Origin of the sequence: Providencia sp. PROV252 (assembly GCF_033676005.1) — a bacterium.
Classification (GTDB): domain Bacteria; phylum Pseudomonadota; class Gammaproteobacteria; order Enterobacterales; family Enterobacteriaceae; genus Providencia; species Providencia vermicola.
Map to the genome: position 1 here is coordinate 3,963,247 of NZ_CP096294.1, position 26,139 is coordinate 3,989,385.

General features: G+C 42.8%; 24 protein-coding genes. 21 read left to right on the plus strand and 3 right to left on the minus strand.

From position 1 onward, the window contains the following. Genes M1F05_RS18275 through M1F05_RS18290 form a run of 4 tightly spaced genes read left to right on the plus strand, consistent with a single transcriptional unit; the run spans position 1 to position 4,088 of the window. Positions 1–1,266 (plus strand): F390 synthetase-related protein, encoded by a 1,266-nt coding sequence (locus M1F05_RS18275; protein ID WP_206083797.1) that lies wholly within the window; start codon positions 1–3, stop codon positions 1,264–1,266. After that, positions 1,263–1,874, plus strand: a complete 612-nt coding sequence (locus M1F05_RS18280) for a phosphatase PAP2 family protein (RefSeq protein ID WP_206083418.1) — start codon at positions 1,263–1,265, stop codon at positions 1,872–1,874. The genes M1F05_RS18275 and M1F05_RS18280 overlap by 4 nt, the downstream gene beginning before the upstream one ends. Beyond that, a complete protein-coding gene (locus tag M1F05_RS18285; RefSeq protein ID WP_206083417.1) occupies positions 1,871–2,995 on the plus strand; it encodes a sterol desaturase family protein in 1,125 nt (374 codons plus the stop codon). Before M1F05_RS18280 ends, M1F05_RS18285 begins: the two co-directional genes overlap by 4 nt. Then, positions 2,985–4,088 carry a fatty acid desaturase family protein gene (locus M1F05_RS18290; protein ID WP_206083416.1) on the plus strand — a complete coding sequence of 368 codons (1,104 nt, stop codon included), beginning with the start codon at positions 2,985–2,987 and terminating at the stop codon, positions 4,086–4,088. The genes M1F05_RS18285 and M1F05_RS18290 overlap by 11 nt, the downstream gene beginning before the upstream one ends. A gap of 40 nt (positions 4,089–4,128) precedes the next feature. Here M1F05_RS18290 and M1F05_RS18295 read toward each other — a convergent pair whose 3' ends face one another. Continuing rightward, positions 4,129–5,445 (minus strand): polysaccharide deacetylase family protein, encoded by a 1,317-nt coding sequence (locus tag M1F05_RS18295; RefSeq protein WP_206083415.1) that lies wholly within the window; start codon positions 5,443–5,445, stop codon positions 4,129–4,131. Positions 5,446–5,786: 341 nt separating this feature from the next. Here M1F05_RS18295 and M1F05_RS18300 point away from each other — a divergent pair, with 341 nt between their 5' ends. The 3 genes from M1F05_RS18300 to M1F05_RS18310 all read left to right on the plus strand — a co-directional run bounded on the left by M1F05_RS18300 (position 5,787) and on the right by M1F05_RS18310 (position 9,294). Continuing rightward, positions 5,787–6,899, plus strand: coding sequence for a mandelate racemase/muconate lactonizing enzyme family protein (locus tag M1F05_RS18300; RefSeq protein WP_206083414.1), 1,113 nt, complete (start codon positions 5,787–5,789; stop codon positions 6,897–6,899). Between the two features lie 191 nt (positions 6,900–7,090). Further along, entirely contained in the window at positions 7,091–8,401 is a 1,311-nt protein-coding gene (locus tag M1F05_RS18305) for an MFS transporter (RefSeq protein WP_206083413.1), read from the plus strand. A 158-nt stretch (positions 8,402–8,559) separates the two neighbouring features. Continuing rightward, positions 8,560–9,294 carry a Crp/Fnr family transcriptional regulator gene (locus M1F05_RS18310; protein WP_241016810.1) on the plus strand — a complete coding sequence of 245 codons (735 nt, stop codon included), beginning with the start codon at positions 8,560–8,562 and terminating at the stop codon, positions 9,292–9,294. On the opposite strand, the gene exuR is transcribed toward M1F05_RS18310, so the two are convergent. Beyond that, complete coding sequence (gene exuR, locus M1F05_RS18315) at positions 9,295–10,056, minus strand: transcriptional regulator ExuR (RefSeq protein ID WP_206083411.1); 762 nt, start codon at positions 10,054–10,056, stop codon at positions 9,295–9,297. 239 nt (positions 10,057–10,295) lie between these two features. Between exuR and M1F05_RS18320 the strand changes: the two genes are divergently transcribed. The 7 genes from M1F05_RS18320 (at position 10,296) to M1F05_RS18350 (ending at position 16,677) form a co-directional block, all read left to right on the plus strand. After that, positions 10,296–11,789: a UxaA family hydrolase gene (locus tag M1F05_RS18320; RefSeq protein ID WP_206083410.1), complete on the plus strand. Its 1,494-nt coding sequence runs from the start codon at positions 10,296–10,298 to the stop codon at positions 11,787–11,789. Positions 11,790–11,981: 192 nt separating this feature from the next. Next, a complete protein-coding gene (locus M1F05_RS18325) occupies positions 11,982–12,833 on the plus strand; it encodes a MurR/RpiR family transcriptional regulator (RefSeq protein ID WP_206083409.1) in 852 nt (283 codons plus the stop codon). 187 nt (positions 12,834–13,020) lie between these two features. Continuing rightward, positions 13,021–13,452 (plus strand): PTS sugar transporter subunit IIA, encoded by a 432-nt coding sequence (locus M1F05_RS18330; RefSeq protein ID WP_206083408.1) that lies wholly within the window; start codon positions 13,021–13,023, stop codon positions 13,450–13,452. Positions 13,453–13,461: 9 nt separating this feature from the next. Continuing rightward, positions 13,462–13,935, plus strand: coding sequence for a PTS system mannose/fructose/N-acetylgalactosamine-transporter subunit IIB (locus tag M1F05_RS18335; RefSeq protein ID WP_206083407.1), 474 nt, complete (start codon positions 13,462–13,464; stop codon positions 13,933–13,935). A gap of 45 nt (positions 13,936–13,980) precedes the next feature. After that, positions 13,981–14,772 (plus strand): PTS mannose/fructose/sorbose/N-acetylgalactosamine transporter subunit IIC, encoded by a 792-nt coding sequence (locus M1F05_RS18340; RefSeq protein WP_206083406.1) that lies wholly within the window; start codon positions 13,981–13,983, stop codon positions 14,770–14,772. Beyond that, positions 14,769–15,620: a PTS system mannose/fructose/sorbose family transporter subunit IID gene (locus M1F05_RS18345; RefSeq protein ID WP_206083405.1), complete on the plus strand. Its 852-nt coding sequence runs from the start codon at positions 14,769–14,771 to the stop codon at positions 15,618–15,620. The genes M1F05_RS18340 and M1F05_RS18345 overlap by 4 nt, the downstream gene beginning before the upstream one ends. A 13-nt stretch (positions 15,621–15,633) precedes the next feature. Next, positions 15,634–16,677 (plus strand): tyrosine-protein phosphatase, encoded by a 1,044-nt coding sequence (locus tag M1F05_RS18350; RefSeq protein WP_206083404.1) that lies wholly within the window; start codon positions 15,634–15,636, stop codon positions 16,675–16,677. 187 nt (positions 16,678–16,864) lie between these two features. Here the strand turns inward: M1F05_RS18350 and araD are convergent, their stop codons facing one another. Then, the gene (gene araD, locus M1F05_RS18355; protein WP_206083403.1) at positions 16,865–17,563 is read right to left on the minus strand and encodes an L-ribulose-5-phosphate 4-epimerase; all 699 of its coding nucleotides are present in this window, start codon (positions 17,561–17,563) and stop codon (positions 16,865–16,867) included. A gap of 453 nt (positions 17,564–18,016) precedes the next feature. On the opposite strand from araD, the gene M1F05_RS18360 reads away from it, so the two are divergent. The 7 genes from M1F05_RS18360 to M1F05_RS18390 all read left to right on the plus strand — a co-directional run bounded on the left by M1F05_RS18360 (position 18,017) and on the right by M1F05_RS18390 (position 26,110). Beyond that, the gene (locus M1F05_RS18360; protein ID WP_206083402.1) at positions 18,017–18,829 is read left to right on the plus strand and encodes a DeoR/GlpR family DNA-binding transcription regulator; all 813 of its coding nucleotides are present in this window, start codon (positions 18,017–18,019) and stop codon (positions 18,827–18,829) included. Positions 18,830–19,042: 213 nt separating this feature from the next. Beyond that, complete coding sequence (locus tag M1F05_RS18365) at positions 19,043–20,035, plus strand: substrate-binding domain-containing protein (RefSeq protein WP_206083796.1); 993 nt, start codon at positions 19,043–19,045, stop codon at positions 20,033–20,035. A 157-nt stretch (positions 20,036–20,192) separates the two neighbouring features. Continuing rightward, positions 20,193–21,710, plus strand: coding sequence for a sugar ABC transporter ATP-binding protein (locus M1F05_RS18370; protein WP_206083401.1), 1,518 nt, complete (start codon positions 20,193–20,195; stop codon positions 21,708–21,710). Further along, positions 21,703–22,692: an ABC transporter permease gene (locus tag M1F05_RS18375; RefSeq protein ID WP_206083400.1), complete on the plus strand. Its 990-nt coding sequence runs from the start codon at positions 21,703–21,705 to the stop codon at positions 22,690–22,692. Before M1F05_RS18370 ends, M1F05_RS18375 begins: the two co-directional genes overlap by 8 nt. A 13-nt stretch (positions 22,693–22,705) precedes the next feature. Then, on the plus strand, positions 22,706–23,740 hold the full coding sequence (locus M1F05_RS18380; protein WP_206083399.1) for an ABC transporter permease: 1,035 nt from the start codon (positions 22,706–22,708) through the stop codon (positions 23,738–23,740). A 19-nt stretch (positions 23,741–23,759) separates the two neighbouring features. After that, positions 23,760–24,623, plus strand: coding sequence for an L-ribulose-5-phosphate 3-epimerase (locus M1F05_RS18385; RefSeq protein WP_206083398.1), 864 nt, complete (start codon positions 23,760–23,762; stop codon positions 24,621–24,623). Positions 24,624–24,634: 11 nt separating this feature from the next. Continuing rightward, positions 24,635–26,110: an FGGY-family carbohydrate kinase gene (locus M1F05_RS18390; RefSeq protein ID WP_206083397.1), complete on the plus strand. Its 1,476-nt coding sequence runs from the start codon at positions 24,635–24,637 to the stop codon at positions 26,108–26,110. The last annotated feature ends 29 nt before the right edge of the window (positions 26,111–26,139 follow it).

Genomic DNA, 26,139 nt, shown 5'->3' on the forward strand with positions numbered 1-26,139 from the left:
ATGCTTTGGCACTATTGGCGAGCACGCCGTTTGTCATTCAAAAACCGCACAGATTTAGAGGCTTACCAGCAAAAGCGTTTGGCTCAATTTAAACACAAAATACTGGCAAAAAGCCCTTATTTTCGTGCCTATATCGACCGCCCTCTACATGAATTTCCTATTATGAACAAATCCATCATGATGGAAAATTTTGACCAAATGAATACCGCTGGCCTCTTAAGCCAAATGCTTCTCGAATGTGCACAGAAAAGTGAGCAATCGCGTGATTTTGCCCCAAAAGTTGGCCGTTATAGCGTTGGGTTATCTTCTGGTACATCAGGGCGGCGCGGCATATTCGTGGTGAGCCCACAGGAACAAAGTATCTGGTCTGGCAGCATGTTAGCTAAAATGTTGCCCAAGGGACTATTCCACGGTGAGCGAGTTGCCCTCTTTTTACGTGCCAACAATAATTTGTATGAAAGCGTGAATAACCGCTGGATATCCTTACGGTTTTACGACCTGTTTGCGGATTTTCAGCAGCAACTGTCCGCCCTTGAAGCCTATCAACCCTCAATTATTGTCGCACCTGCACAAGTGTTGTGTGCCATTGCTGATGCCATTATCCACCAGCAAATCCAGCTAACCACCCACAAAGTGATTTCAGTGGCAGAAGTTCTTGAACAACAAGACAAAGAGAAGCTTAAGCGCTGTTTTCCACAAGTGGGCGAGGTATACCAAGCCACAGAAGGCTTTCTGGGTTGTACCTGCTCACATGGCACGCTGCACTTAAATGAGTCTTTCCTGCATATTGAACCTAATTGGTTAGATGAAACACGGTTTTCGCCGATAATCACCGATTTTACCCGCCAAACACAGCCGATTGTGCGTTATCAGCTTGATGATGTATTGGTGGTCAAACAAGCGCCGTGCCCTTGTGGCTCTCCAGAACTTGCCATTGAACGTATTGAAGGACGTTGTGATGACTTACTGCAACTGACTGATCAACAAGGTAATATGACCACAATTTTTGCCGATCCTTGTGCGAGAGTCATCGTGAATAATTTACCCCTCACTGCGGATTTTCGGCTTACCCAACAAGGTTACCATTTATGCTTGCAAGCCGAGTGCAGTGAAGAAGAACTTGCTCATTGCCATCAACAACTGGAAAATTACTTAGCCAGTCAACGCGTGGATATTCAGCAGTTACATTGGGAATTATTAGCTAAACCTATTGAACAATCACTTTCCATCAAAAAACGCCGCATTACCCGCAAGGAACCGCAATGACAAGCAACGTCTTATTCCAGCGCTTAACCTATTGTTTGATTGGCTGGGGAACCGTTGGCATTGTGTACAACTACACAGGGCAAATTGTTGAGAATGCCAATATCTTAAGCCCAAGTGCCGTTGATAACATCGTGCCATTCTCCCCACATGCAGTTTGGTTTTATCTGTCGTTCTTTTTATTTATTCCACTAGGCTATTTTTGCAGCCCCATTGAGCGCGCCCGTTTATTAATGTTCGCCATGCAATTGTGTGCGTTGGTTTCTGGCGCAGTTTATTTACTGTATCCCACCACGATGCTGTACCATGAATATGATTTAACAACATTTTCTGGTCATGCATTATCGGCATTGATCGATATCGATAGCCCACAAAATTTATTACCTTCTCTACATGTCTCATTGACTCTTGTGGTACTGAATGCATTATGGTCAGTAAAATATAAATTTCGCACATTAACTTATTGTTTATGGGCCGCCGCTATCTGCGTGTCCGTATTGGTGTTAAAACGCCACTTGTTTATTGATGTTGTCACTGGAGCAGTAACGGCTTGTTGCGCGCTGTGGGTTGTCCACGCTGCAAAATACCGCTTAGAGAGAAAACGCTCATGAATGAATTAACCTTTCCCATTATTTTTATGTTAGCGATCGTCGTCGCAGAAGGCTTAGTGATCGCCAAAACACAAAAGGGTACGGTAAGCTGGCAAGAATTGGTGTTCAACCTGAACTCTGGCCATATTATGTTGTGGTTATTTAGAGGGTTAGAGATTTTTTGCTATGGGTTTGTGGTCACTCACTACTCTTTCGACCTTGTTGAAAACTGGCCAACAATTTTAGTTTGGGTTTTTACAATCTTAGCGTGGGACTTCGGCTTCTATTGGCTCCACCGATTGCACCATACTTATAGAATACTCTGGGCAGTACACGTTGTGCATCATCAAGGGGAGCATTATAACTTGTCGTTAGGGGTGAGAAATTCGTGGTATTCATCACTCACATCAATCCCCTTCTTTATGTTATTAGCGTTAATGGGCATTCCGCTTGAGGTTTTCCTTACTGTGTCGATTTTGCACTATACCATTCAGTTCTTTAACCACAGCGCCCTGATCCCGCGCTTGGGTTGGTTAGAGAAATTTATGGTGACGCCGCAGCACCACCGCGTTCATCACGTCAAAGAAGGGCATTATTCCAATCGCAACTTTGCAGGAAGCTTTATTTTTTGGGATAAGCTGTTCGGTACGTTTGCCAAACTCCCTGAAACTGAACATCATTTTGGTATTAAAGGTACTCCAGCCTCTGAAAACCCCTTTATTGACAGTAACTTACCTTTCTGGCGGATGATTAAACGTGCCAGTAAACCCGCACAAAAACCAACGCCGCTATTTCGCGTAAACCAAGTTGCCTTAGTAATGGGAACATTACTCTTATTCTCCCTAGTTATCGGCTATGTCTACCTTTACGGTTATGGCTACCAAGGCACTACGCTGCAACAAGTCGTTTTATTTGTGCTTTTGGCACTAGGAACCGTGGCATTATCAGGGATTTCTGATGGGCGAAAATCAGGGTTAATGAGCTGGTTTTTTATCGCCTGCTTACTACTGATTTGTGTGGTATTTATTTGGAAATGGACGACAGCCTTCTGGGTCATTTTTACCAGTGCGTTGTGGTTGCACAGCTTATTGATGTTAGTTGGGTTTGGCCGAAAACCGATAGTGGTGGCGAATGTCGCTTAAACCGCTTAGGCCACTCAGTTACCAGCACCGCCATGATCAAGACTTCCAAAAAGCCTTGAATAAAGCGGCTAAACAATATTTGCATGATAATGCCGATCATCGATTTGCTGACGGACGTTTTTATGCCAAAAGCGCCGTGTTGCTATTGTGCTGTTTAGGCAGTTATTTCGCGGCACTGTTACTCGATACACCTTGGGCCTTTTTTGTTTTTTACCCCTGTTTTGTCTGCTTCGCTTTATTATTGGCCATTAATTTAGTACACGACGCCTCACACAATGCGATTTTTAAACACGCCAAAGCCAATTATTGGCTCAACTTTTGGATCACCATTCCCCTTGGCTTAGACCCTGAGTGTTGGCGCGTGCGGCATATTATTTTTCATCATGCTCATACCAATATTCGCCATTACGATTTGGATATTGAAGAGAATTTTGTTTTACGCCAAACCCCTTACCAACGTTGGTATCCTTTTATGCGAGCCCAACACCTGTATTGGCCATTGATTGCAGCAATGACATTCCCTGCACTCATTTGGTTTTTTGATTGGATGGACAGGTTTCACTTTACCCGCGTAGCGCCCCATATGCGTCATCAAGGGCAGCAAGGTATATTGGCGTTTATCATGGCAAAATTACTGCATTTGGTGATGGCCATTGTGATCCCCGCAATCGTTTTGCACGATATCAGCCTTGGCACGCTGCTCTTGACCTACGTACTCAGCCAAATGTTTGCATCATTAATATTTGTTGTACTAATACTCGGCACCCATTGGGCAAAAGCCACCTTCTATACCCCGCCTAAAGAAGGAAACATGCCTCATGGTTTTTATACCCACACATTTTCAACCACTTATGACTGGCAAACCACACCACGCTGGCTAACCTATTGGCTAGGCGGGCTAAACCTTCATCTGACTCACCACTTATTTCCCAACTGGAATCATCGCCATTACCCTGCTTTGGCAAAAATTATTGAGCAAACCGCAAAGCAGTTTTCAATGGATTACCACTGTATTAGTGCCAAAGAATTGTTTGTGTATCAGCAGCGTTTCTTAAAAGAGATGGGGTCAGGCAAACAGCTCGATGAGCACTGAGTTTTCAGAGCATAAAACTCAGTGCGTTACGAAGGGCTAGCTACTTATCAACAATAATATTTTGGTTCACAACGTTTTGTTCGCTGTTACCTACCATTTGGGCAAATTTATCCAGTGGATCGGTACGAAACGCATATAAGCGTTTTAAGGCAAATGGGTTATCCCCCAGCTTCACTTTTCCTTGTATCGTCGTCACCGCGAGATGTAACCCAGCCTCTTTCGCCGCTTCCATCGCCGATGCGTTATAGCCACCAAACGGGTAAGCTAAATAACGTTGATCTGGCTCGAAGTGGCTCAAAATCTTCATCGATCGTTTAAAATCCAACATAATCGTATGTTCTTTTCGGCTAAATAAAATGGGAGAGTTGTGATTATCCAAACGGTGCAAAAAATGTGTGTGGGACTGAATGTTAAATACATCTTGGCTATCTTTAATTTCTTGTTTACTCATAAATTGTAATGAGTCAGCCGACCACTTTTGCGGCTGTGTTTTAATCCGTGAAGAAATCACAAATAACGTCGCTTGCTGCTGGTTATGCCTTAAAATAGGCAGCGCATAGCGGTAAACCGACTTCAAACCATCATCAAAGGTGAGTACCACGGCTTTGCCTGGCAGATTGGCCGTTTGATTTAAATAATCTTCCACATCTTCTAGGGACAACGTTTGGTAACCTGCATTTTTCAGGTAATTCATTTGCTCACTGAATGCCTTAGCCGATGTCGTCGTCGAGGTGTGGCGAAAGTGTTTATTTTCGCTATCTTGCAAAATATGGTGATACGTTAAGATAGGAATACCTTTATCCAATGCGACATCCTGTAAACGCACATACCCTAAACGATCTCCAAGGCGAATAGTTAACCATGCCGTCTTCTCACCCGCTTTATCGGTTTTAATCATGCGAGCCAAAATAGGGTAGCGCAAATTATCCCACAAAGAAGCTATTTGTGGGCTATTGCTGTCGGTTGTTCGGTAAACTGGGGTTTTTTGATGCGTAACCAAATAATCATAAATCGGGTTTTGCAAATCATTGAGTCGGTCTGCATCTGGTGCATAACGCGGCTTTTTATTCGCAAAAGAGCTAGTTTTAACAAAGGCATAATCATTGCCGAATTGCAGCGCACAATAGTCCCCTGCAGGGGAATAAGCGTAAAAACCATGGTCTGCATTTAACTCAGCGACTGCTCTCATTTCACCTGCTATGAGCGAAAAAATAATTTCATTTTCTTTCGTTTGTACTAATTTAGGCGGAATATCTGCAAGCTTCCAATCGTCGGTATTGCTTATCTCAACCGCTAACGATTGAGAAATTGAATTTACAAATAACACGCAAAACAGCAAAAAAAATCGTTTACACATTTGTTATCCATCATCCGCTGAATTTTACCGTAATTATTCTAAACCTACTCAATAAGTAACCCTATACTTTGATAAAAATTTTTATTTTTAATTAAAAACAATAAATTAGTGACATTGTTATTCACTTTTCAAACTTTCCTTTTCAAAATTCAGTGTTCCAAATAAAGTTGTTATACCAATTTTAAGTTTTTTTATGAGTTATCATACAAAATAAAGAGATCTAGCTCATATTTATCATTTAAAAACGCGGCATTGGCACAATCTGTAAATCATTTGACAGTTAATTCCAATTCTCACTGCTAGATTGACTTTCAAGTACTTTTCAACACTTGGGAATAGCAATGAAAATAAAAGAAATTAGCACCTTTATCATGCACGTTCCGGTCACTAATGACCTGATTGGCGATTCAACCCACAGCATTACCCACTGGGGGATGCCTGGTGTGATGATTAAAACAGAGTGCGGTTTAGTGGGCTATGGCCACACTGGCACACATGCAGATATTACAACAGACCGTTTAATTACCACCATTATTGAAGATGTTTTTGGCCCAATGTTACTGGGTGAAGACCCGAACGAAGTGCGTTATTTGCACCGTAAACTTACTCGTAGCTCAACCAATATTTGGGTGGGACGTGGTGGTTTAATGCAAATGGCTATCTCCGCCATTGATATCGCACTGTGGGATTTAAAAGCCAAAGCCGCTCAGCAACCTCTGTGGCAATTATTTGGTGGTTCTAAACATAATAAAGTCAATGCATACAATACCGACTGCGGCTGGTTAGTTCGCAGCCAAGACGACCTTGTCGATGACTGTAAAAAAATGATCTTCGAAGAAGGCTTTAAAGCGATAAAAATGAAGATTGGTAAACCTGATCCGCGCGAAGATTTACAACGTATCGAAGCTGTTCGCAACGCAATCGGCGACGATATTGACTTAATGGTTGATGCAAATGGTAAATGGGATATCAGCATCGCCAAACAATATGGCCACCGTTTAAATGATTTCAATATCAAATGGTTTGAAGAACCACTGTGGCACGATGATGTGGCGAGCCATAAGCAATTAGCCGCTTATATGGATACGCCAATCGCTTTAGGTGAATTACTATATCACAATGATTCATTTAAAGAATTTGTACTCGCTGGCGCTGTTGACTACTTACAACCCGATGCAACTCGTTGTGGTGGTTTAACCGCAGTATGGGAAATTGCCGACTTAGGTATGGCATTTAACCTGCCAGTCACTCCGCACCATGGCGATATGATGCAAGCACAGTTGCATCTCGTGATGGCGCACCCTGCCTGTTCATTATTGGAATTTATTCCATGGACACTGGACTGCTTTGTTGATCCCGTGGAAGTGGTTGATGGTGTGTACAGCACCCCAACCGCACCAGGCGCAGGAACAACGTTAAAACCAGAAGCATTAGCAAAATTTAACGTGAAATAATAAAAATCCCTTTCCTGATATTTTAATTATTCACAGCAAAGGAAAGGGAAATATATAACAAGAATTATTCATTTAAATTACCTATTTAATAGCTCTATACTCTACTCTGCTGATTTCTCAGTGGTGGGCTAAACACGTAATAAAAATGAATAGATAACATCATTACCTTATAAAAAATACTGGGGTGAACCATGTCCACCAATATTGACCACTTATCATCAGCGACCAGCAAAGCGATACGAAAAATAATACCAATGGTGGTATTAATGTTCATATTAGCTTACCTAGATCGCTCAAATATTGGCTTTGCTAAACAAGAGTTTCAGCTAACAACAGGGTTAAGCGACGCCGCTTATGCATTCGGCGCAGGGATTTTCTTTATCGGTTACGCATTGTTTGAGGTACCGAGTAATATCTTGTTATACCGCATTGGGGCGCGAGTTTGGTTATCACGCATCATGGTCACGTGGGGATTAATCTCTGCGGCAATGATGTTTGCCCATGATGAAACCACGTTTATTGTTTTGCGTTTTTTACTCGGTGTGAGTGAAGCAGGCTTCTTCCCTGGGGTTATTTTATATTTAACCTTCTGGTTCCCACAAAATATCCGTGCACGAGTCACTGGCTACTTCCTGTTTGGTGCGCCATTAGCATTTATTATTGGTGGCCCATTATCAGGCTCATTGCTTGCTTTGGAGGGCTCATCCTTTGCTTTCGGATTATACGGCTGGCAATTGATGTTTGTTGTGGAAGGTTTATTAGCTTCTCTTGTCGGGATCTGGGTATTCTTCTACCTTGATGACCGCCCAGAAAAAGCAAAATGGCTGACAGATGATGAAAAAAATGCCCTTGCTTCAAAACTTGCACTAGAAGAAGACGCGAAAAAAGGCCACAGCCCGAAAGGTGCGCTGAGTGCCCTGCTAGACATGCGCGTTCTGTACCTGTGCTTGATTTGGTTCACTGTTCAGGTCTGTGGATACGGCATTTACTTCTTCTTACCAACACAAATCGCAACCTTGCTAGGTAGCAAAGTGGGTGTGTTGGTCGGCTTTGTGACAGCAATTCCACCATTATGTGCCGCTATCGCAGTGTATTATGTACCCCGTATTTCTGAGCGTTTAAAAGAACGCCGTAAAGTGGCTGCAATTACCTTTATGTTAGGCGCTGCGGGGATTGCTGTATCTGGCTTGTTCGATAGCATCCCAGTGATTGCCATCATTGCATTGTGTGTGGCTGCTGCGGGTCACTTAGCGATGCAACCGTTGTACTGGAGCTTCCCATCGGCTTATTTAGGCGGAACGGCAGCGGCATCGGGTATCGCTTTAATTAACTCGGTAGGTAACTTAGGCGGTTTTGTGGCACCAAACTTAAGGGTCTGGGCAGAAACCACCTTTGAATCCGCACGAGCTGGCTTATATTTCATTGCCTTAGTCGCCTTTATCGGGGGCCTATTAATCCTCACATTAAAAAAACTCGGCATCGAAAAGAAATTTGAAGATTAATTTCGATTGATGTGAGCTCCCCCGAGTCATCTTTGGTGGCTCGGGATTTTCTATTTTTAGATCAAACCCATTGAATTACCTGTTGCTGTTGTTCATGATTGAACATAACCCCACCCAATGCCATGATAAAGTTCGCGATTCATGCAGGGAGCATTCAAATGAACATTGTTGTACAAAACAGTCAGTTAGTTATGACGCATGATGATGTGCTAGACGTTTTACAAACCAATAGCTGGTTCAGTAACTTACCAAACTATTTGATTAGTGCGCTAATGGAGTGCGCTACACTGCGTTTTTATAATGATAGTGAGATGGTTCATTACCAAGGCGACCCCGCTCGTGGGTTGTATGCGGTCATCCAAGGTTCAGTAAAAGTCAGTTCGATCTCCACCGATGGACGTGAATGTGTGTTTCGCTACCTGTCCCCAGGCAACTGGTTTGGTGAAATTGCGATGTTAGATAAATCGGCGCGTACCCACGATGCAAAAGCCATTAGCCCAACAATCTTGCTGACCATTTCCCCAAAAGATCTTTCTCTGATCTTGGAAAAACATCCTGTTTTCTATCAGTTTTTGAATATTCTGCTCTGTAAAGTAATTCGCAATGCGTTCACCATTATCAATGACAGCGCCCTACTTTCTGTTTCGGCGAGGCTTGCAAAGCGCCTCCTGAGTTTAGCGGAAGGATATGGAGAACCCCATGAAAAAGGCACTCAGTTGAGTCTATACCTTACTCAAGATGACCTTGCGACCATTATTAATACCACTCGCCAAACTATCAATAAGCGCTTGGTAGCATGGGAAAAATTAGGCTGGATTGATGCAAAATACGGGAAAATTGTCTTAGTCAACCTTCCCGCATTAAAGCAAATTTCAGAGGATGATGAAGACTAGCTAGTCGCTTTGGTCAACGGGTGGGCTATCCGCAAAGAAATAGCGATCCATGGTAAATTCAAAGTCATCACTAGTGGCGTTGAATAGCATCTTTTTGGTATTTTCCAAATGCTGCCACATGGCTTGCCTTGCGCCTTTTGGATCTCGACGGGCTAACGCTTGTAAGATTTGGTCGTGCTCATCACACCAACTTTCAATAGAGCGGTTATCGATGTGCTCATGTAGTTTTAACCAATACGGGTTAAGTAACCGCTGGCTCCACATTTGTTCGACAATCACCACCATCGCGCTGTTATGGGTCGAAGCCGCAATTTGCATATGAAATGCCAGATCCCACGCTGAGTCACGAAAACGGTCCTCTTTACGCGCATTCTTTTGAATTTCAAGCAGTTTTAAAATATCTTCTTTGGTGGCTTGAGTCGCTGCAAACTCCGCAATATGGCTTTCGATCAACTGCCTTGCTTGCAATAATTCAAACGGCCCACAGCGGCTAAACTCCAAGCCGCCCTCAGTATTGACAGAGTTATTAGACCGATTGCTGATAACATGTATACCAGAGCCTTTCCTAACATCCACATATCCTTCCACCTCTAACATGATAATAGCTTCGCGGATCACTGTGCGACTGACATTCATTTCGTCTGCCAATAGCCTTTCTGCGGGTAGTTTAGTGCCAACAGGGTACTCATCATTTTCAATACGTTCTTTAACCAGTGCAGCCACTTGCTGGTACAGGCGCGGTTCGCTCTCAGCTGAGCTCATGATTTTCTCCTTTTGCAGTATGGCCTAACTCGGCAATGCTTTTATGGCTTTAGTATAACGAAATAACTCAATGATGGGGAAGCAAGAATATGGCCAAGAAATAATTTCACCACAAAATTGGTATAACACCTTTCAAAGTTATAAACCAGATCGTATAATGCATGAAAATTAGGCAGCAAAATTGAAGATAGTCACCCTACTGATCTTTTCAGTCCGATGTACCGCTCAGGGAGCAAAACATGCAAAAAGAAATAATTAAAATACACACTAATGACAATGTCGCCGTCACACTAATCGATAGGTTCGCTGGGGATACATTCACGATTGAAGATCAATCGATTACATTGAAAGAAGATGTGAGCCGCGGCCATAAAATTGCCTTAACCCCCATTAAAACAGGTAAAAATGTCATGAAATATGGGGCGCCAATAGGCCACGCCACCGTAGACATTAGCACTGGGGAGCATGTGCACACCCATAATACCGCGACCAATCTTAGCGCATTAAATGATTATGAATATCACCCTGAGCATAATGCAATTTCTGCAACCGTGGCTGATCCTGATGTCCGACTCTATCGCCGAGCCAATGGCGAAGTAGCGATTCGCAATGAGATCTGGGTGATCCCAACGGTGGGTTGTGTCAATGCCCTCGCCCGCAAAATGATCGAGCGATTCCAAAAACAAAATGGCAACCCTGATGATATTGATGGAGTGTATTTATACAACCATACCTTAGGCTGCTCCCAATTGGGGGATGACCACTTAACCACTCGTACAATTTTGCAAGATATGGTCAAGCACCCTAACGCAGGGGGCGTATTAGTGATTGGACTTGGTTGCGAAAATAACCAAGTTGCAGCCTTTAAAGAGACCCTCGGTGAATTTGATGCAGGCCGCGTTAAGTTTATGGTGTGCCAACAATTAGAAGATGAAATTGAAGCAGGCGTTGAGCATCTTAATGAGTTATATCAACTTGTTAGGCAAGATAAACGTGTTGCAGGCAAACTCAGTGAAGTGAAATTTGGCCTCGAATGTGGCGGCTCCGATGGGCTATCGGGGATCACTGCAAACCCACTATTAGGCTGTTTTTCTGACTTTTTAGTGAGCCATAATGGGACGACTGTATTGACGGAAGTACCTGAAATGTTTGGCGCAGAACAAATTTTAATGAACCACTGCCATGACGAGAAAACCTTCGAAAAAACGGTCGAAATGATCAACGATTTCAAACAGTATTTTATCGCCCATGACCAACCTATTTACGAAAACCCATCACCAGGTAATAAAGCAGGTGGTATTTCAACCCTTGAAGAAAAATCCCTTGGTTGCACGCAAAAAGCGGGAACCAGCCAAGTAATGGACGTCTTAAAATATGGTGAACGCCTGACAACACCTGGCTTCAACTTATTGAGCGCACCAGGTAACGATGCCATTGCAACCAGTGCATTGGGCGCTGCAGGCTGCCATATGGTGTTATTCACCACTGGTCGTGGAACGCCGTATGGCGGTTTCGTACCAACGTTAAAGATTGCGACAAACAATGAGTTAGCGGCGAAAAAACCCCACTGGATTGACTTTAACGCAGGCGCACTGTTAAACGGTAAATCCATGGATCAATTACTGGCTGATTTTATTCAGCTTGTGGTAAAAATCGTCAATGGCGAACAAACCAAAAATGAAATCAACGATTTTCGTGAATTAGCCATTTTCAAAATGGGTGTCACACTTTAATATCAAGTCCATCCCTATTGTTTTGCTGTTGTGAAGCAATAGGGACCCTTTCATTATTTTTCTCCTAAATGTAAATAATCACCCATTGTTATTCACTTGCGCACAATAAAGAAAAGTCATCATTTCGCTATTTTTAAGATATGGTAGGATCACGCTGAGATAACGATTTTCAATTTATTAGCAAGGTGAACGATGATAGATCTAAAACTTAGGGAAGCCAGAGACAGCCTATCAACCAAGGAAAAGCAGGTCGCTGAATACATTATTGCTAATAAAAAAAACATGCAAAGTATTAGCATTCAATCTTTGGCACAAGAAAACAAAGTCAGCACTACCACTATTTTGCGCCTGTGCCATAAGCTTGGTTACCAAGGCTTTAGCGAGCTAAAAATTGATTTAATTTCATCGATAAACAACAAATCATACGGCACGCTGCTACAAGAAGATATTGATATTAATGATTCGATGGAAACGGTGAATTTTAAAGTCAGCCAAATCGAAAAGTCATCGATAGAAGAAACCTGTGCTTTAGTGAATCTTAATGCATTTGCACAGGCTAATGCGCTGATTAGCAAAAGTAAAAAAATAGTTATTTACGGCGCAGGTAGCAGTGGATTAGTTGCAAAAGAGTTTGAATATCAACTCATTAAAATTAAAAAAGACGTGAATTGCCACCTCGACTACAGTATTCAATTTAGCATCGTGAATACATTAGATAAAAATGACTTGGTGATTGTGATTTCCCATTCAGGTGAAAACCACGAGTGCATTAAGTTACTCACATTAGCCCGTGAATTACAGGTGCCAACTATCGCCATAACTAAGATGGGGCAAAGCTCAGTCTCTTCCTTGGCAGAAACCATTTTACATACCACATCAACCGAAAATATCTCGCGGATTATCCCTATTCGCTCAAAAATTTCACAGCTAACTGTCATTAATATGTTGATTACTAACTTGTTTATTAATCAGTATGATGAGCGTATCCAAAAGCAAATTAGCACCCGTGCAGAGCGTTTCTCACGCTTAAATAGCAACAATTAATTTTTATTTCTCTTCTTCATCTTCTCGAGGTGGCACGATATCGCCACTTCGATCTCGCTCACAAAACTGACCCTTTCTTGCTGGCTAATCCTTTTCATTCCTCTTTTTTGTGATATTGTTACTTAAAAATAAATATATAAAAGTAACTTTATTACTAAAATAAAAAGCAAGATATAAAGGGGAAAAAATGAGCTCTCAACTACCCATCATACTGGCAAGCCATGGCCCTTTTGCACAAGGGCTACTGGAGTGTGCAGAAATGTTAATTGGTACTCAGGAAGATATCAGCGTGATATCCATCCAAAGAGAAAGCAATATTAATGAGGTCAAAAAGCAATTATTCGATACCTATCAGCGAATCAACCAAGGCAATGGTGTGCTCATTTTAGTTGACCTGCTCGGTGGTTCACCGTGCAACTTAGCCAGCGAACTGGTGTTAACACAAAATGATGTTGCGCTGTATTGCGGGATCAACGTCCCTACTTTCCTTGAGATTTTAAGTAATCGCGATTTGCCTTTACATGAAATTCATCAAGTTATCAATGACGTGTTCCCAGACAGCTGCATTAATGTAGGTGAACAACTTAAACCTGTAATTCAAGATGAAACCGAACTTTAGGAGTAAACCATGCCAATTAATGTTGCTCGTATAGATGACCGACTGATCCACGGACAAGTGATTACCACGTGGGTAAAAAACTTCGATATTGAACAAGTCATTATCGTGAATGACAAAGTTGCCAATGATAGCGTACAGCAATCTGTTCTCACCATGGCTGCACCACCTGATTTGAAAGTGGTCGTTTTTGGCGTTGACAAATTTATCGAGGTATTAAAAAAAGCTGAAATCAAACGCCGCACCATGCTGCTTTTCACCAACAGCGTCGATGTGAACAAGCTGGTTGAGAATGGCTTAAAACTTGAAAAACTCAATGTGGGCGGAATGCGAATGCAAGAAGGACGCCGCAATTTATCCCGCGCCGTTGCAGTGACACCTGAAGAAGAACAAGCCTTTAAGTCATTAATCAACAATAACGTGGCCGTTGAAATTCAGATGGTGCCAAAAGACCCGATTGTTGAATTGAAAACATTACTCAATTAATTCATTTAATTATGCTTATTTTGAATAATAAGCAAGGAGCCTATTATGTTGGTTGAGGCCATTTTAATCGCAATTTGGGCGGGGATTTGTTCGCTGGATGATGTTGGTCCACAAATGCTCCGACGCCCACTATTAACGGGTACTGTCGCTGGTATTATTATGGGCGATATGGTTCAAGGGTTAGCGATCAGTGCCACATTAGAGTTAATGTGGATGGGTATTGGTAATGTGGGCGCATATTCTGCACCTGATATTATTGCTGGTTCAATTATTGGTGTTGCGCTGGGTATCGCTTCAAATGGTGGGATTGCAGCAGGTATTGCCCTCGCCGTTCCTGTCTCCATTTTATGTCAGCAATTACTGATCATTTGGCGCTCGTTTGCCAGTTTCTTAAACGTCTGGGCCAGTAAATCGATACTCGATGGTAACTATAGCGGTTTAACGAAAGTCCATTATTTTTCAACACCATTGTGGTTTTTCATTCGGGCAGTTCCATGTTTTATCGCCGTCTACTTCGGTAGTGACTTAGTCAACAGTATCTTAAATGCCGTTCCAGAAAGTATCCTAACGGGTATGGGCGTGGCTTCTAAACTGATCCCAGCCGTCGGTATTTGTATCCTGTTATTGATGTTACTCAAAGGCAGAATGTGGTTCTTTTTCCTACTCGGATTCATGCTCACCACCTATTTAAAACTGCCAATCATTCCAATTACTTTTATCGCCCTGGCTTTCGCCGTCCTGTATGACATGGCGTTCGCTAATGGCATGCGCCAAGCACCAGAAGAAAAAACAACTCAAACCTCCCAGAAAAATGAAGAAGAGGAGTACGACCTATGACCGATATCACTACCGATACTGTTTCAGATACGGCTTCTGAACAGAAAAAACTCACGAAAAAAGAGTTAAATGGGATGTTTTGGCGAATTCAGACCATGTCATTTTCCTATAACTATGAAAAGCTGCAAACCATTGGTTTTGCCCATTGCATGGTGCCAGTACTCGATAAGCTGTATGAAAAAGCCGACCAAGAAACACGTATTAAAGCGATGCAACGCCACTTTGAATTCTTTAATACTCAAATAAACGCGGGGGCACTGATCCTCGGTGTGACCGCGGCATTAGAAGAAAAAACCACTGAAGAAGAAAAAGAGGCCGTTGTTTCCGTGAAGGCTGGTCTTATGGGGCCTTTTGCAGGGCTTGGAGACAGTTTATTAAAATTTACGTGGTTGCCAATCTGCGGAAGTATCGGTGCGGCCTTTGCACTTCAAGGTAATATTATCGGCCCGATACTGATGTTCCTACTGTTTAACATCGTCAACATCGGTACCAAATATTTCTTTATTCATTACGGGTATAACAAAGGGGTTGATTTAATCGAGCAATCGAAAAAATCAAATATTATTCAACGTATTACCAATATAGCGAACGTCGTCGGGGTGATGGTCCTAGGCTCCTTGATAGCGACTACCGTCAAACTCTCCACCCCGCTAACTATTGCCGTGGGTGAGCAATCCATCAAAGTGCAAGAGATGTTTGACAAAGTTATCCCTAACTTACTTACCCTACTGTTTGCACTCGGTATTTTCTTCCTAGTCCGTCGGTTACAGGGGAAACACACAGTTGCATTGATTGTGGCCATTATGGTTCTCGGCGTGGTGTGTTCTATGTTTGGAATTTTAGGATGATTAAGGAAAATATATGGAAATCGCAGTAAATCGAATTAACGCGTCCACGCTGGAAATTAAATTCAGTGAAATACCCAGCTCACCAGCGGCTTTATATTGGACTGATGAGGCGAATACACAAATTCGCCCTGATAATTTTATTACCGATAAACTGGAAAGTGCACTGACTGTGCACGACCCTTTTAATGCCAAACAACGTATTTATTTTATCTTGCAAACCGAAAGTGGGTGCCAACTGTTTGCTGAACGAACCTTACCCATTGAAGGGTTAAATAACTTTCGTGACTTTGGGGGATATACCACAACGGAAGGGAAGCAGGTCAAATGGGGGATGTTATACCGCTCTAATCACCTGTTTAATTTAAGTGAGCAGGCAAAAAACTATATTTCTCACCTCGGCATTAAAAGTATTATTGATTATCGAACCCAGAATGAAATCAATAAATTTCCCAACTGCCATATTGGTGAAGATAAAACTTATCATTTAGATGCAACAGCACAAACCGCAGAACTTGCCGCGCAGTTTGCGGCCTCGCCAGATAATGAAGACAAAGCGTTGATTGAGAGCGTTATCCACCATATTCCCAAAGAAATGGTTAACGGGGATGGGCTGCAAATATTGGAGCAATATCGCCAATTTGTTGTCAGCGAGAAATCCAAAGTTGCTTTCCACCAAATGGTTAAGGTGTTGCTTGATGAGCATAATAGCCCGAGTATTCAACACTGTAGAGGCGGCAAAGACCGAACAGGTTATGGCGCGTTGTTGATCCTTTCAATGTTAGGCGTGCCCAAAGAAACCATTGTGCAAGACTACATGGTGACCCATTTTAATCGGCTTGCGCGCAATGAAATTAAAATGGCAGGTTATCGAAAGATCACACAAGACCAAAATGTTTTGGATTATTTACTTTCATTAATTGATACCAAAGAGGCGTTTATTATTGAAGTCTTTAATGCAATGGAAGAAATCTCAGGCTCAGTTGAAGCTTATATTAAAAATGAGCTTAAATTTACCGATAACGATATCAAAAAATTAAAATCTATTTATTTAGATTAATTTTTATTTTAAAAAATTAGAGTTGATTAATTTAGCTGATTAAACGCTAGGGAATTTCATTTTCAAAAAATGACAAAATAGCCACACTGAATCGTTCTTTGTGGCTATTTTATTTAAAAAATAACGATAATGATTAAATACTCAAGATCATCATTAACTATTCTATTAAATATGAATTATTGAAAATTTACTTTTGACCATAATACGCATTTTTGCCGTGCTTACGTAAATAATGCTTATCTAACAATTCTTGCTGCATTGCCCCTACCGCAGGCTGTAATTGACGAGTAAATAAATTCATATAGGCAATTTCCTCCAGAACGACCGCATTATGCACGGCGTTATCAGGGTTCGTTCCCCATGCAAACGGGCCGTGGCTATTGACTAGTACCGCAGGAACATCTTTTGCTGTAATGCCTTTTTCTCTAAAGGTTTCAATGATGACGTTGCCCGTTTCCCTTTCATAATCACCGGCAATTTCGCTTTCAGTCATTAAACGCGTGCACGGAATTTCACCATAAAAATAGTCAGCGTGTGTGGTGCCTAACGCGCTTAATGGTTGCCCTGCTTGTGCCCAAATAGTTGCGTGGCGCGAGTGAGTATGCACAATGCCACCAATTTCTGGGAATGCCTTATAAAGCGCCAAATGTGTGTCTGTGTCAGAAGAAGGGCGGTATTTCCCTTCAAGCACTTTCCCCGTTTCTAATGAAACGACGACCATGTCTTCAGCCTGCATGGTTTCATAATCCACGCCAGATGGCTTAATCACCATTAACCCTGCGTCACGATCAACGCCACTCACGTTCCCCCATGTGAACGTCACTAAGTTGTGCTTTGGTAAAGCAAGGTTCGCTTCAAAGACTTGTTGTTTGAGTTTCTCTAACATAATGATCCCCTAGCTATAAAATTTGCTTAAATATCAACAACAAAAATTTATTCTCTGGGTGTGTTTTGTGTGTTGATAACCTGTCTCTACCTATTAAGGTAAACAGATTCTGCTGATTTAAAAAGCAGCCACATTTACAAACTCGCAACAAATCAGGCCTACTCGGTCATACTCGGTCGTAATTGGTCGCATTTAGTCAAATTTCATATGTGGAAAAGTGACTGAGTTAGCCCATTTTTTTTTGTTTCTCATGGATTACACCGAAAGATAACGCAAATAATGATATTCAAATCACAAATTGAATGTAACGAAACTCCCTGCATTTCAAATACTGAAATAAAGATCACTTTAAAATGCTTTGTTTTTTTCAAAAAGGGATTACTTGAATCTAGTCACGACAAAAAAAAAGTAACGCAGGCAGAATAAATATCGTGGAAAGAATAGGAGCTAAAAATGTTACAAGCCGAACGCCATAAATTAATTTGTTCCCATGTTGCTCAAAATGGTTCGGCGTTAGTGCGTGAATTAGCTCAGTTATGTCTGGTTTCCCAAGAAACTATTCGCCGTGATTTAACGGTACTGGAGCGCGAGAATCGTATCATTCGTAGCTTCGGTGGTGCTGTCGCCATTGACCAAGAAGAAATACCGATGGTCAATGTGATGCCATCTTCAGTCAAACTCAGTCAAATGGTTGATGGTGCAGAGTCTTTTCGCAAAAGAACTGAAGAGCACCCCGATGCGAAAATGAAGATTTCCAAAGCTGCACTGAAATTTATCCAGCCTGGTGATTGTATTATGTTAGATAACAGCAGTACTTGCTGGTTTCTAGCAAGACAGATCCCTGACATTGATATCACTGTGGTCACGAATTCTGTCAAAATTATCCAAGCCTTAGCGTGCCGCGATCGAGTACGTGTTATTGGGATTGGCGGTGAATATTCAGAACGCCATGATGATTTTCATGGCCCGATTGCAGAAAGCATTATCCGTAGCTTCCAAATTAAAACCTTATTTTTATCGTGCCAAGGTTTTAATATTGAAAATGGTATTCGTGATGGTAGCGAAATAAACTCAAAACTGAAAAATATTATGCTGCAGGTTTCTGAGAATACTGTTTTGCTCGCCGATAACAGTAAGCTTGGAAAATATGCGTTTAGCCAAGTTTGTACATTTGATGATATTAATGTGCTAATTACCAATAAGCTTAATGATACTAATTTTCAAACACAATTTCCGAATTTGAATATTATCGAGTGCGATAAGTAATTTATTAAAATATAAAAAGTCCGTAACCGTAATGTAAGTAAAATAATAATTGTTAATTTATTTTCTGTATTAAAAAAGTGCAGGGATATTATGTACCCATAATTCCTAAGCACTTAATTATAGGCATACCTAAATTCGATAATAACATTGACCCTACGTTGATGAGATAGCCGATTTTAGTATCCATCTACACTAAGGAATACAACTATGAACATGAAGAAGCTAGTTTTACCTTGTTTAATGAGCGTTGCACTGTTTTCAAATGTTGCGATGGCTGAATCTCAAAAAGCACAAAAACCCTTTACCATGGGCGTTGTGGTGAAAGTCGGTGGTATTCCTTGGTTTAACGTGATGGAACAAGGGATCACAGAAGAAGGTAAAAAACTCGGTGTGAATGCATTCCAAGTTGGTCCAACAACCGCTGATCCTGCAGAACAAGTTCGTGCAATCGAAGATTTAATCGCAAAAAAAGTGGATGTTATCGGTGTCGTGCCAAATGATGCAAAAGTGCTTGAGCCTGTACTGAAACGTGCACAAGAAGCGGGTATCAAAGTTATCACCCACGAATCACCAAACCAAACGAACGCAGACTGGGACTTCGAATTACTCGACACCCAAAGTATGGGCGCTAACCATATGAGAGATATGGCTGCCTGTATGGGTGAAGAAGGTAAATACGCCATGTTTGTCGGTAGCTTAACCGTTCCTCTGGTAAATGAGTGGGCAGATGCGGCCATCGCTTACCAAAAAGCCAACTACCCGAAAATGCAAATGGTCGATGACCGTTTCGGCGTAGCTGAATCCGTTGATGACTCAATGCGTACCGCTAATGACCTGTTATCCAAACATAAAGACCTAAAAGGCATCATGTCATTCGGTTCACAAGGCCCTATCGGTGCGGGTCGTGCTATCGATAAACGCCGTAAAAATGCTGAAACATGCGTATTCGGTACTTTCACCCCAGGCCAAGGCATCAAATTACTGGAAAAAGGCGCAATTGATGGCGGTTATATTTCCAATCCAAAAGTGGCAGGGCAAGTTTTCGTTCAAGTTGCGACCGCAATGATGAATGGCGAAGCGATCAAAGATGGCGTTTCAATCGGGGATATGGGTGAAATTAAAGTCAGTGGCAACACAATTTTAAGCGATAACCCAGTTAACCTGAATATTGAGAATACCAAAAAACTGGTTGAAGTCGGCCTGTAATTACCCTCTATAAAATGTCATATAAAACAAAAAAATAAGATTTACCCAGATTTTAAATTTTCTGTTTTCAAATCGTTCGAGTTGCCACCAATAGCGTGGCAGCTTGAATGATGAAGAACAAGCCAACACCAATTTATTTGCAGTAGGAATTGTACTTATGACAACCACCTCAAAAGCTGACAAATCCGATCCACTCATTACCTTGCGCGACCTTTCAAAAAGCTTTGGCGGCCACCGCGCGCTACGCAATATCGATTTGACGCTCAACAAAGGTGAAGTGCACTGCTTAGCGGGCACGAATGGGTGTGGGAAGAGCACACTGATCAAAACCATTAGTGGTGTCTATGCCCCTGATGACGGTAGCAAAATTGAGATAGACGGCAAAAGCTACAACCGTCTTACCCCAGACAAAGCCCGTGAATTGGGCGTGCAAGTTATCTACCAAGATTTATCGTTATTTCCGAACTTAACCGTTGCGGAAAATATTGCATTTGAACTGAATCTCAAAGGCTATTTTGGTTGGTTTCGTCAAAAACAACTGCGCGAAAAAGCATTAGAGATCTTAAACGAACTCGCTTTTACCATTAATCCAGACACGCCCGTGCAGTTTTTACCCATCGCCCAGCGCCAGCAAGTCGCAATTTGCCGTGCATTAGTCGCAGACGCACGTCTGGTGATTATGGATGAGCCAACAGCTTCCTTAACCCGTACCGAAGTCAACCAGCTTTTATCTACAGTTAACTATTTAAAAAATAAAGGTATTACGGTCGTATTTGTTAGCCACCGTTTGGAAGAAGTGAAAGAAATTTCAGACCGCATTACGGTTATCCGTGATGGGCAAAAAATTGGCACATGGCCAGCAGAAGGCCTCACTACCCGTAAAATCACTGAACTCATGACGGGCTTAGACATCGTCCATGAGCGTAAGCCACCAAATAATGCCGAAGACCGCCGTTCCGTGTTAGAGCTGAAAAACTTAAGCCGTGCGGGGCAATATAGCGATGTTTCACTGAACTTAAAACGCGGTGAAGTACTGGGTTTATGTGGTTTGTTAGGTTCTGGCCGTACTGAGCTCGCCTTATCGCTGTTTGGGATCACCCATCCCGATAGTGGTGAAATGAAAATTGAAGGCAAGCCAGTTAAGTTAAAAAACAATACCGATGCGATTAAACACGGCATTGGTTATGTCTCTGAAGACCGCCTGACATTAGGTGCGATTTTGCAACAATCCATCGCGGACAATATGGTGATTTCGATTCTGGATCGCCTTAAAACCCCACTGCATTTAATCGATGAAAAACAGTGCCAAGAAATTGTGCAAGAGTGGATCGCCGACTTAGACATCAAAGTCACTGACCCCAATAACGCCCTTTCGACGTTATCGGGCGGTAACCAACAAAAAGTGGTACTGGCGAAATGGATTTTAACACGCCCTAAAGTGTTAATTTTAGATTCACCAACCGTTGGGGTCGATATTGGTGCAAAAGACAGTATTTACAAGCTAATCCACCGCTTATCAGGTGTGGGAATTTCCATTTTATTAATTACCGATGAAGCCTCCGAAGCTTATTACAACTGTGACCGAATTCTACATATGAAACAAGGTTCTATCGTTAAAGAGATTGTGACGGATTCCATCAATGAGCAGCAATTGGAGGAAATCATCAATGGCTAATTGGCAAAAACTTCGTCCCCAATCTGTCGAAGGTTGGTTAACGTGGGTCATCCTAATTATGGTGATTTTCTTTACCACCATGAGCCCGCAATTTCTGACGATCCAAAACTTACTCGACCTCAGTGAAAGCTATGCGGTTACAGGCATCTTTGCATTAGGATTATTTGTTGTCTTAGTCACCGGCGGGATTGATATTTCCTTCGCTGCCGTGGCTTCTGTGGTGCAGTACGTCATAGCGACATGGCTACTTCAAGGCTTTATTGCCAGCCCAGCATTAAGCATCACGCTGGCGATTATCATCGGGATCACTTTTGGCTTAATCAACGCGATTTTAATCTACTCGCTGAATGTGGTGTCGATCATTATCACCATCAGTATGCAATCACTGCTATTTGGTATGTTGATGTGGCTAACTAACGGGCACAGCATTTATGACCTGCCTGATTGGTGGGTTGATCCTGTGACCATCTTACCTTTCGAGGTAGACGGGGAATATTACCAAATTGGCTTGCCACTCGTTGTTATGTTGGGGATCGCCTGTTTAACCTGGATTTTAATGAACAAAACCCACATTGGTCGCCAACTGTATGCAGTGGGGGGTAGTCAAGAATCAGCATCTCGCATCGGGATTCGGGTATGGGTAATTTACCTGTTTGCATACGGTTATCTTGGTGCAATGGCGGCCATTGGCGGCATGTTGCAGACCTACCGTATGAGCGAAGTCGTGCCAAGTGCTCTCGTGGGAGGTGAGTTAGATGTACTCGCGGCAGCCGTGTTAGGGGGAGCAAGTTTATCTGGTGGGCGCGGAAGCGTTATTGGTACGCTGATGGGGGTATTCCTCATCGGTATCTTGAAAAACGGCCTTAACCTGATTGGTGTCTCAAACTACTTCGTCAATATCGTCATCGGTATGGTTATTCTCATTGCGATTTGTATTACCCACTATAAGAAACGCAAAGAGACGGACGTAGGTTTTGTTTAACAGGAATATCACCATGAAAAAACAAGCTTTTTTTAAAATTGATGGCTCTGTTATCGGACTGCTTTCAATCTTTGTACTGGCTATCGCGGCCTTCAGTATCGCGATGCCAGGGCACTTTTTCACTCAAAATACATTTTTGAGTATTACCTTCCAGCTCCCTGAGTTGGGGTTACTGACATTTGCCATGTTCGTGCCTATGTTAAGCGGCGGCTTGAACCTTGCGATCATCAGTACTGCCAACTTAACTGGGTTGTTTATGGCGTGGGTATTTATCAACTATCTCCCCGTCGATGCAGGTACGGGCACGCAGATTATGTGGCTCGTGATAGCTTTAGTGGGCGCCACAGTGATCGCCGTGATTATCGGTAGCTTAACGGGGTTAATGATTTCCCATATCGGTGCCCACCCTATCCTCGTGACTTTAGGGACAATGACCATCATCAGCGGTATTGGCGTATACCTGACCAAAGGTGCGGCGCTCAGTGGGATGCCACCGATTGTACGCGCTATCGGTTCTGATACCGTCTTTGGTGTACCGATTGCCATGATTATCTTTATTGTCACCGCTGTTTTATTGGCGCTGTTCTTAGGCTGTACCCGCTTGGGTAAAAACATCTACATGAGCGGCAGCAATATTAACGCAACGTGGTTCAGTGGCATTCGAACTGACCGTGTGATGATAGCGATTTACACCATTTCGAGCCTGCTGTGTGTGCTGGCAGGGCTGATTATGATGGCGCGCTTTAACTCGGCGCGTATGGGATACGGTGACTCTTATTTATTACTGACCATCCTTGCTATCGTATTAGGCGGAACCAACCCATTCGGGGGAGTTGGTAAGGTGAGCCGTGTGTTCTGTGCACTCTTGGTTTTGCAGGTGATTGCTACAGGTTTAAGCCTGCTCGGTATCAGCTTGCACTTTAACCTTGCGGTTTGGGGTATCACCTTAATCTTGGCGTTAGCGTTCAAATTCTTTAAAGAAAAATGGAGCGCCAAACGTGCGATGACCCGTAACCAAAAACTCAATAAAGCATCGTCACAAAGTTAAATTTTTCAGGGAGATTATTATGCGCAAGCATCCGATTGGAATTTATGAAAAAGCCTTACCGAAAAACAGCAGCTGGTTAGAAAAGTTAGCCATAGCCAAAGCCGCGGGATTTGATTTTGTTGAAATGTCGGTGGATGAAACTGACGAGCGCCTTGCCCGATTAGACTGGAGCCAAGCAGAGCGCTTAGCACTCGTCAAAGCCATGCAAGACACTGGCGTTCGCATCCCAAGTATGTGTTTATCTGGTCATCGTCGCTTCCCATTTGGTAGCCATGATGAAGCCACGCGCTTGACGGCATATACCTTAATGGAAAAAGCCATCAAACTAGCTCAAGACTTAGGTATCCGCACTATCCAGTTGGCTGGCTACGATGTCTACTATGAAGAGCAAGATGCCCAAACCATTGCAAATTTTGAAAAAGGGATGCAATGGGTCAGTGAAATCGCAGCCGCTTCCCAAGTAATGTGTGCGGTGGAAATCATGGATACACCATTTATGAATTCCATTAGTAAATGGCAAGCATTATCCGACAAAATTCGCTCACCATGGTTCAGCGTTTACCCAGATGTCGGCAACCTGACAGCTTGGGGTAATGATGTAGAGCAAGAATTCACAAAAGGTATTGAACATGTCGCGGCTATTCATTTAAAAGATACTTATGCTGTCACTGACACCTGTAAAGGGCAATTTCGCGATGTGCCATTTGGTGAAGGTTGCGTCGACTTTGTGAGTTTATTCAAGCTGTTAAAACGTCTAAATTACCGTGGTACTTTCTTAATTGAAATGTGGACGGAAAAAGCCGATGAGCCACTAGTCGAAATTATTAAAGCGCGTCAGTGGATGGAAGATAAAATGCAGCAAGCGGGTTGGAACAACGCGTAAAGGAGCCCAAAATGAGCACATTTTTTATGGGTGTTGACCTCGGTGGGACAGTCATTAAAGCGGGGATCTACACGCCTGAAGGCCAAGAAATTACTGTTGCTGAACACCCGTTTCCCACCGAAAGCCCTGAGGCGGGCTTCAGCGAACGGAATATGAACGAACTATGGCAAGCTTCTTGCCATGTTATCCGCGATGCCATCAAAAACAGCCGATTAAATGCATCCCAAATATCTGGCGTCAGTTTTTCCTCACACGGTAAAGGCCTGTACTTATTAGATAAACAGGGTAAACCTGTTCGCAAAGGGATTGTGTCCTCGGACTCACGCGCCCAAGCCATTGTCGATAAATGGCATCAAAATGGCACCGCAGACAACGCTTATCCGCTGAGTTTGCAGCAGCTGTGGGCTTCACACCCTGTCGCATTACTGAGTTGGTTAAAAGAAAACGAGCCCGATAACTACCGCGATACGGGCCATATTTTGATGGTACACGACTATATTCGGTACCGCCTAACTGAACAAATTGCGTGTGAAGAAACCAATATTTCAGGTAGCCAGCTGTTTAACCAAATCCAATCGGGTTATGACCCTAAACTTTGCCAACTTTTCGGCATTGATGAGGTGAATGATAAGCTCGCCCCTGTTATCAATTCCGCAGAGCTTGCGGGGACAGTTACTCGCCAAGCGGCTGAAGAATCAGGCCTTATGGAAGGAACGCCTGTATTTGGCGGCTTCTTTGATGTCGTTGGCGCAGCATTAGCATCGGGTGTCAGTCAAAAAGACAAACTCAGCGCAGTTGCAGGAACATGGACAATTTCCACTCGTGTTTTCGACGAAATTGTTCCCTCAGACTACCCGTATGTTTGGAGCAAATACTGTATTCCAGGCACCTATTTTGTCCATGAGGGCAGCCCAACGTCAGCCAGTAATTTGGCATGGTTTACTCGCCATTTCTTCAACCAACGGTTGCAAGATTATGACGTGCTAAACCATTGCGTTGCCGAAGGGGCAACACGGAAAAACGATATTTTGTTCTTTCCTTGGCTGTACGGTTCGAACTACCACAGTAACCTACATGGCGGCTTATTAGGGTTGAGCTCACACCACACCGACGCGGACATTGTTTACGCTATTTACCAAGGCATCGTGTTCTCGCATTTACTGCACCAAGACCGCATTGTTGGCCTTGATAATGCCACTGAATCCATCCGTTTCACGGGTGGGCCAACACAATCACCACTGTGGATGCAGATGTTCTGTGATGCCAGTAATTTGCCGCTAGATGTTGTGAACGTGCAACAATCTGGCTGCCAAGCTGCGGCATTGTGTGCTGCGGTAGGGAGTGGGTATTATTCAGGTTTTGATGAGGCGATTGCCGCGAGTACGCCCAAAATCACCACTTACCAACCTAATGCGCTAGGTCACCAGCAATTACGTGATAAATTCACGCGTTTTAAAGCGGTCGCGGATGCATTAAGTCGTCATTAAATACACGAAAATCATAAAGGCAGCGCTGA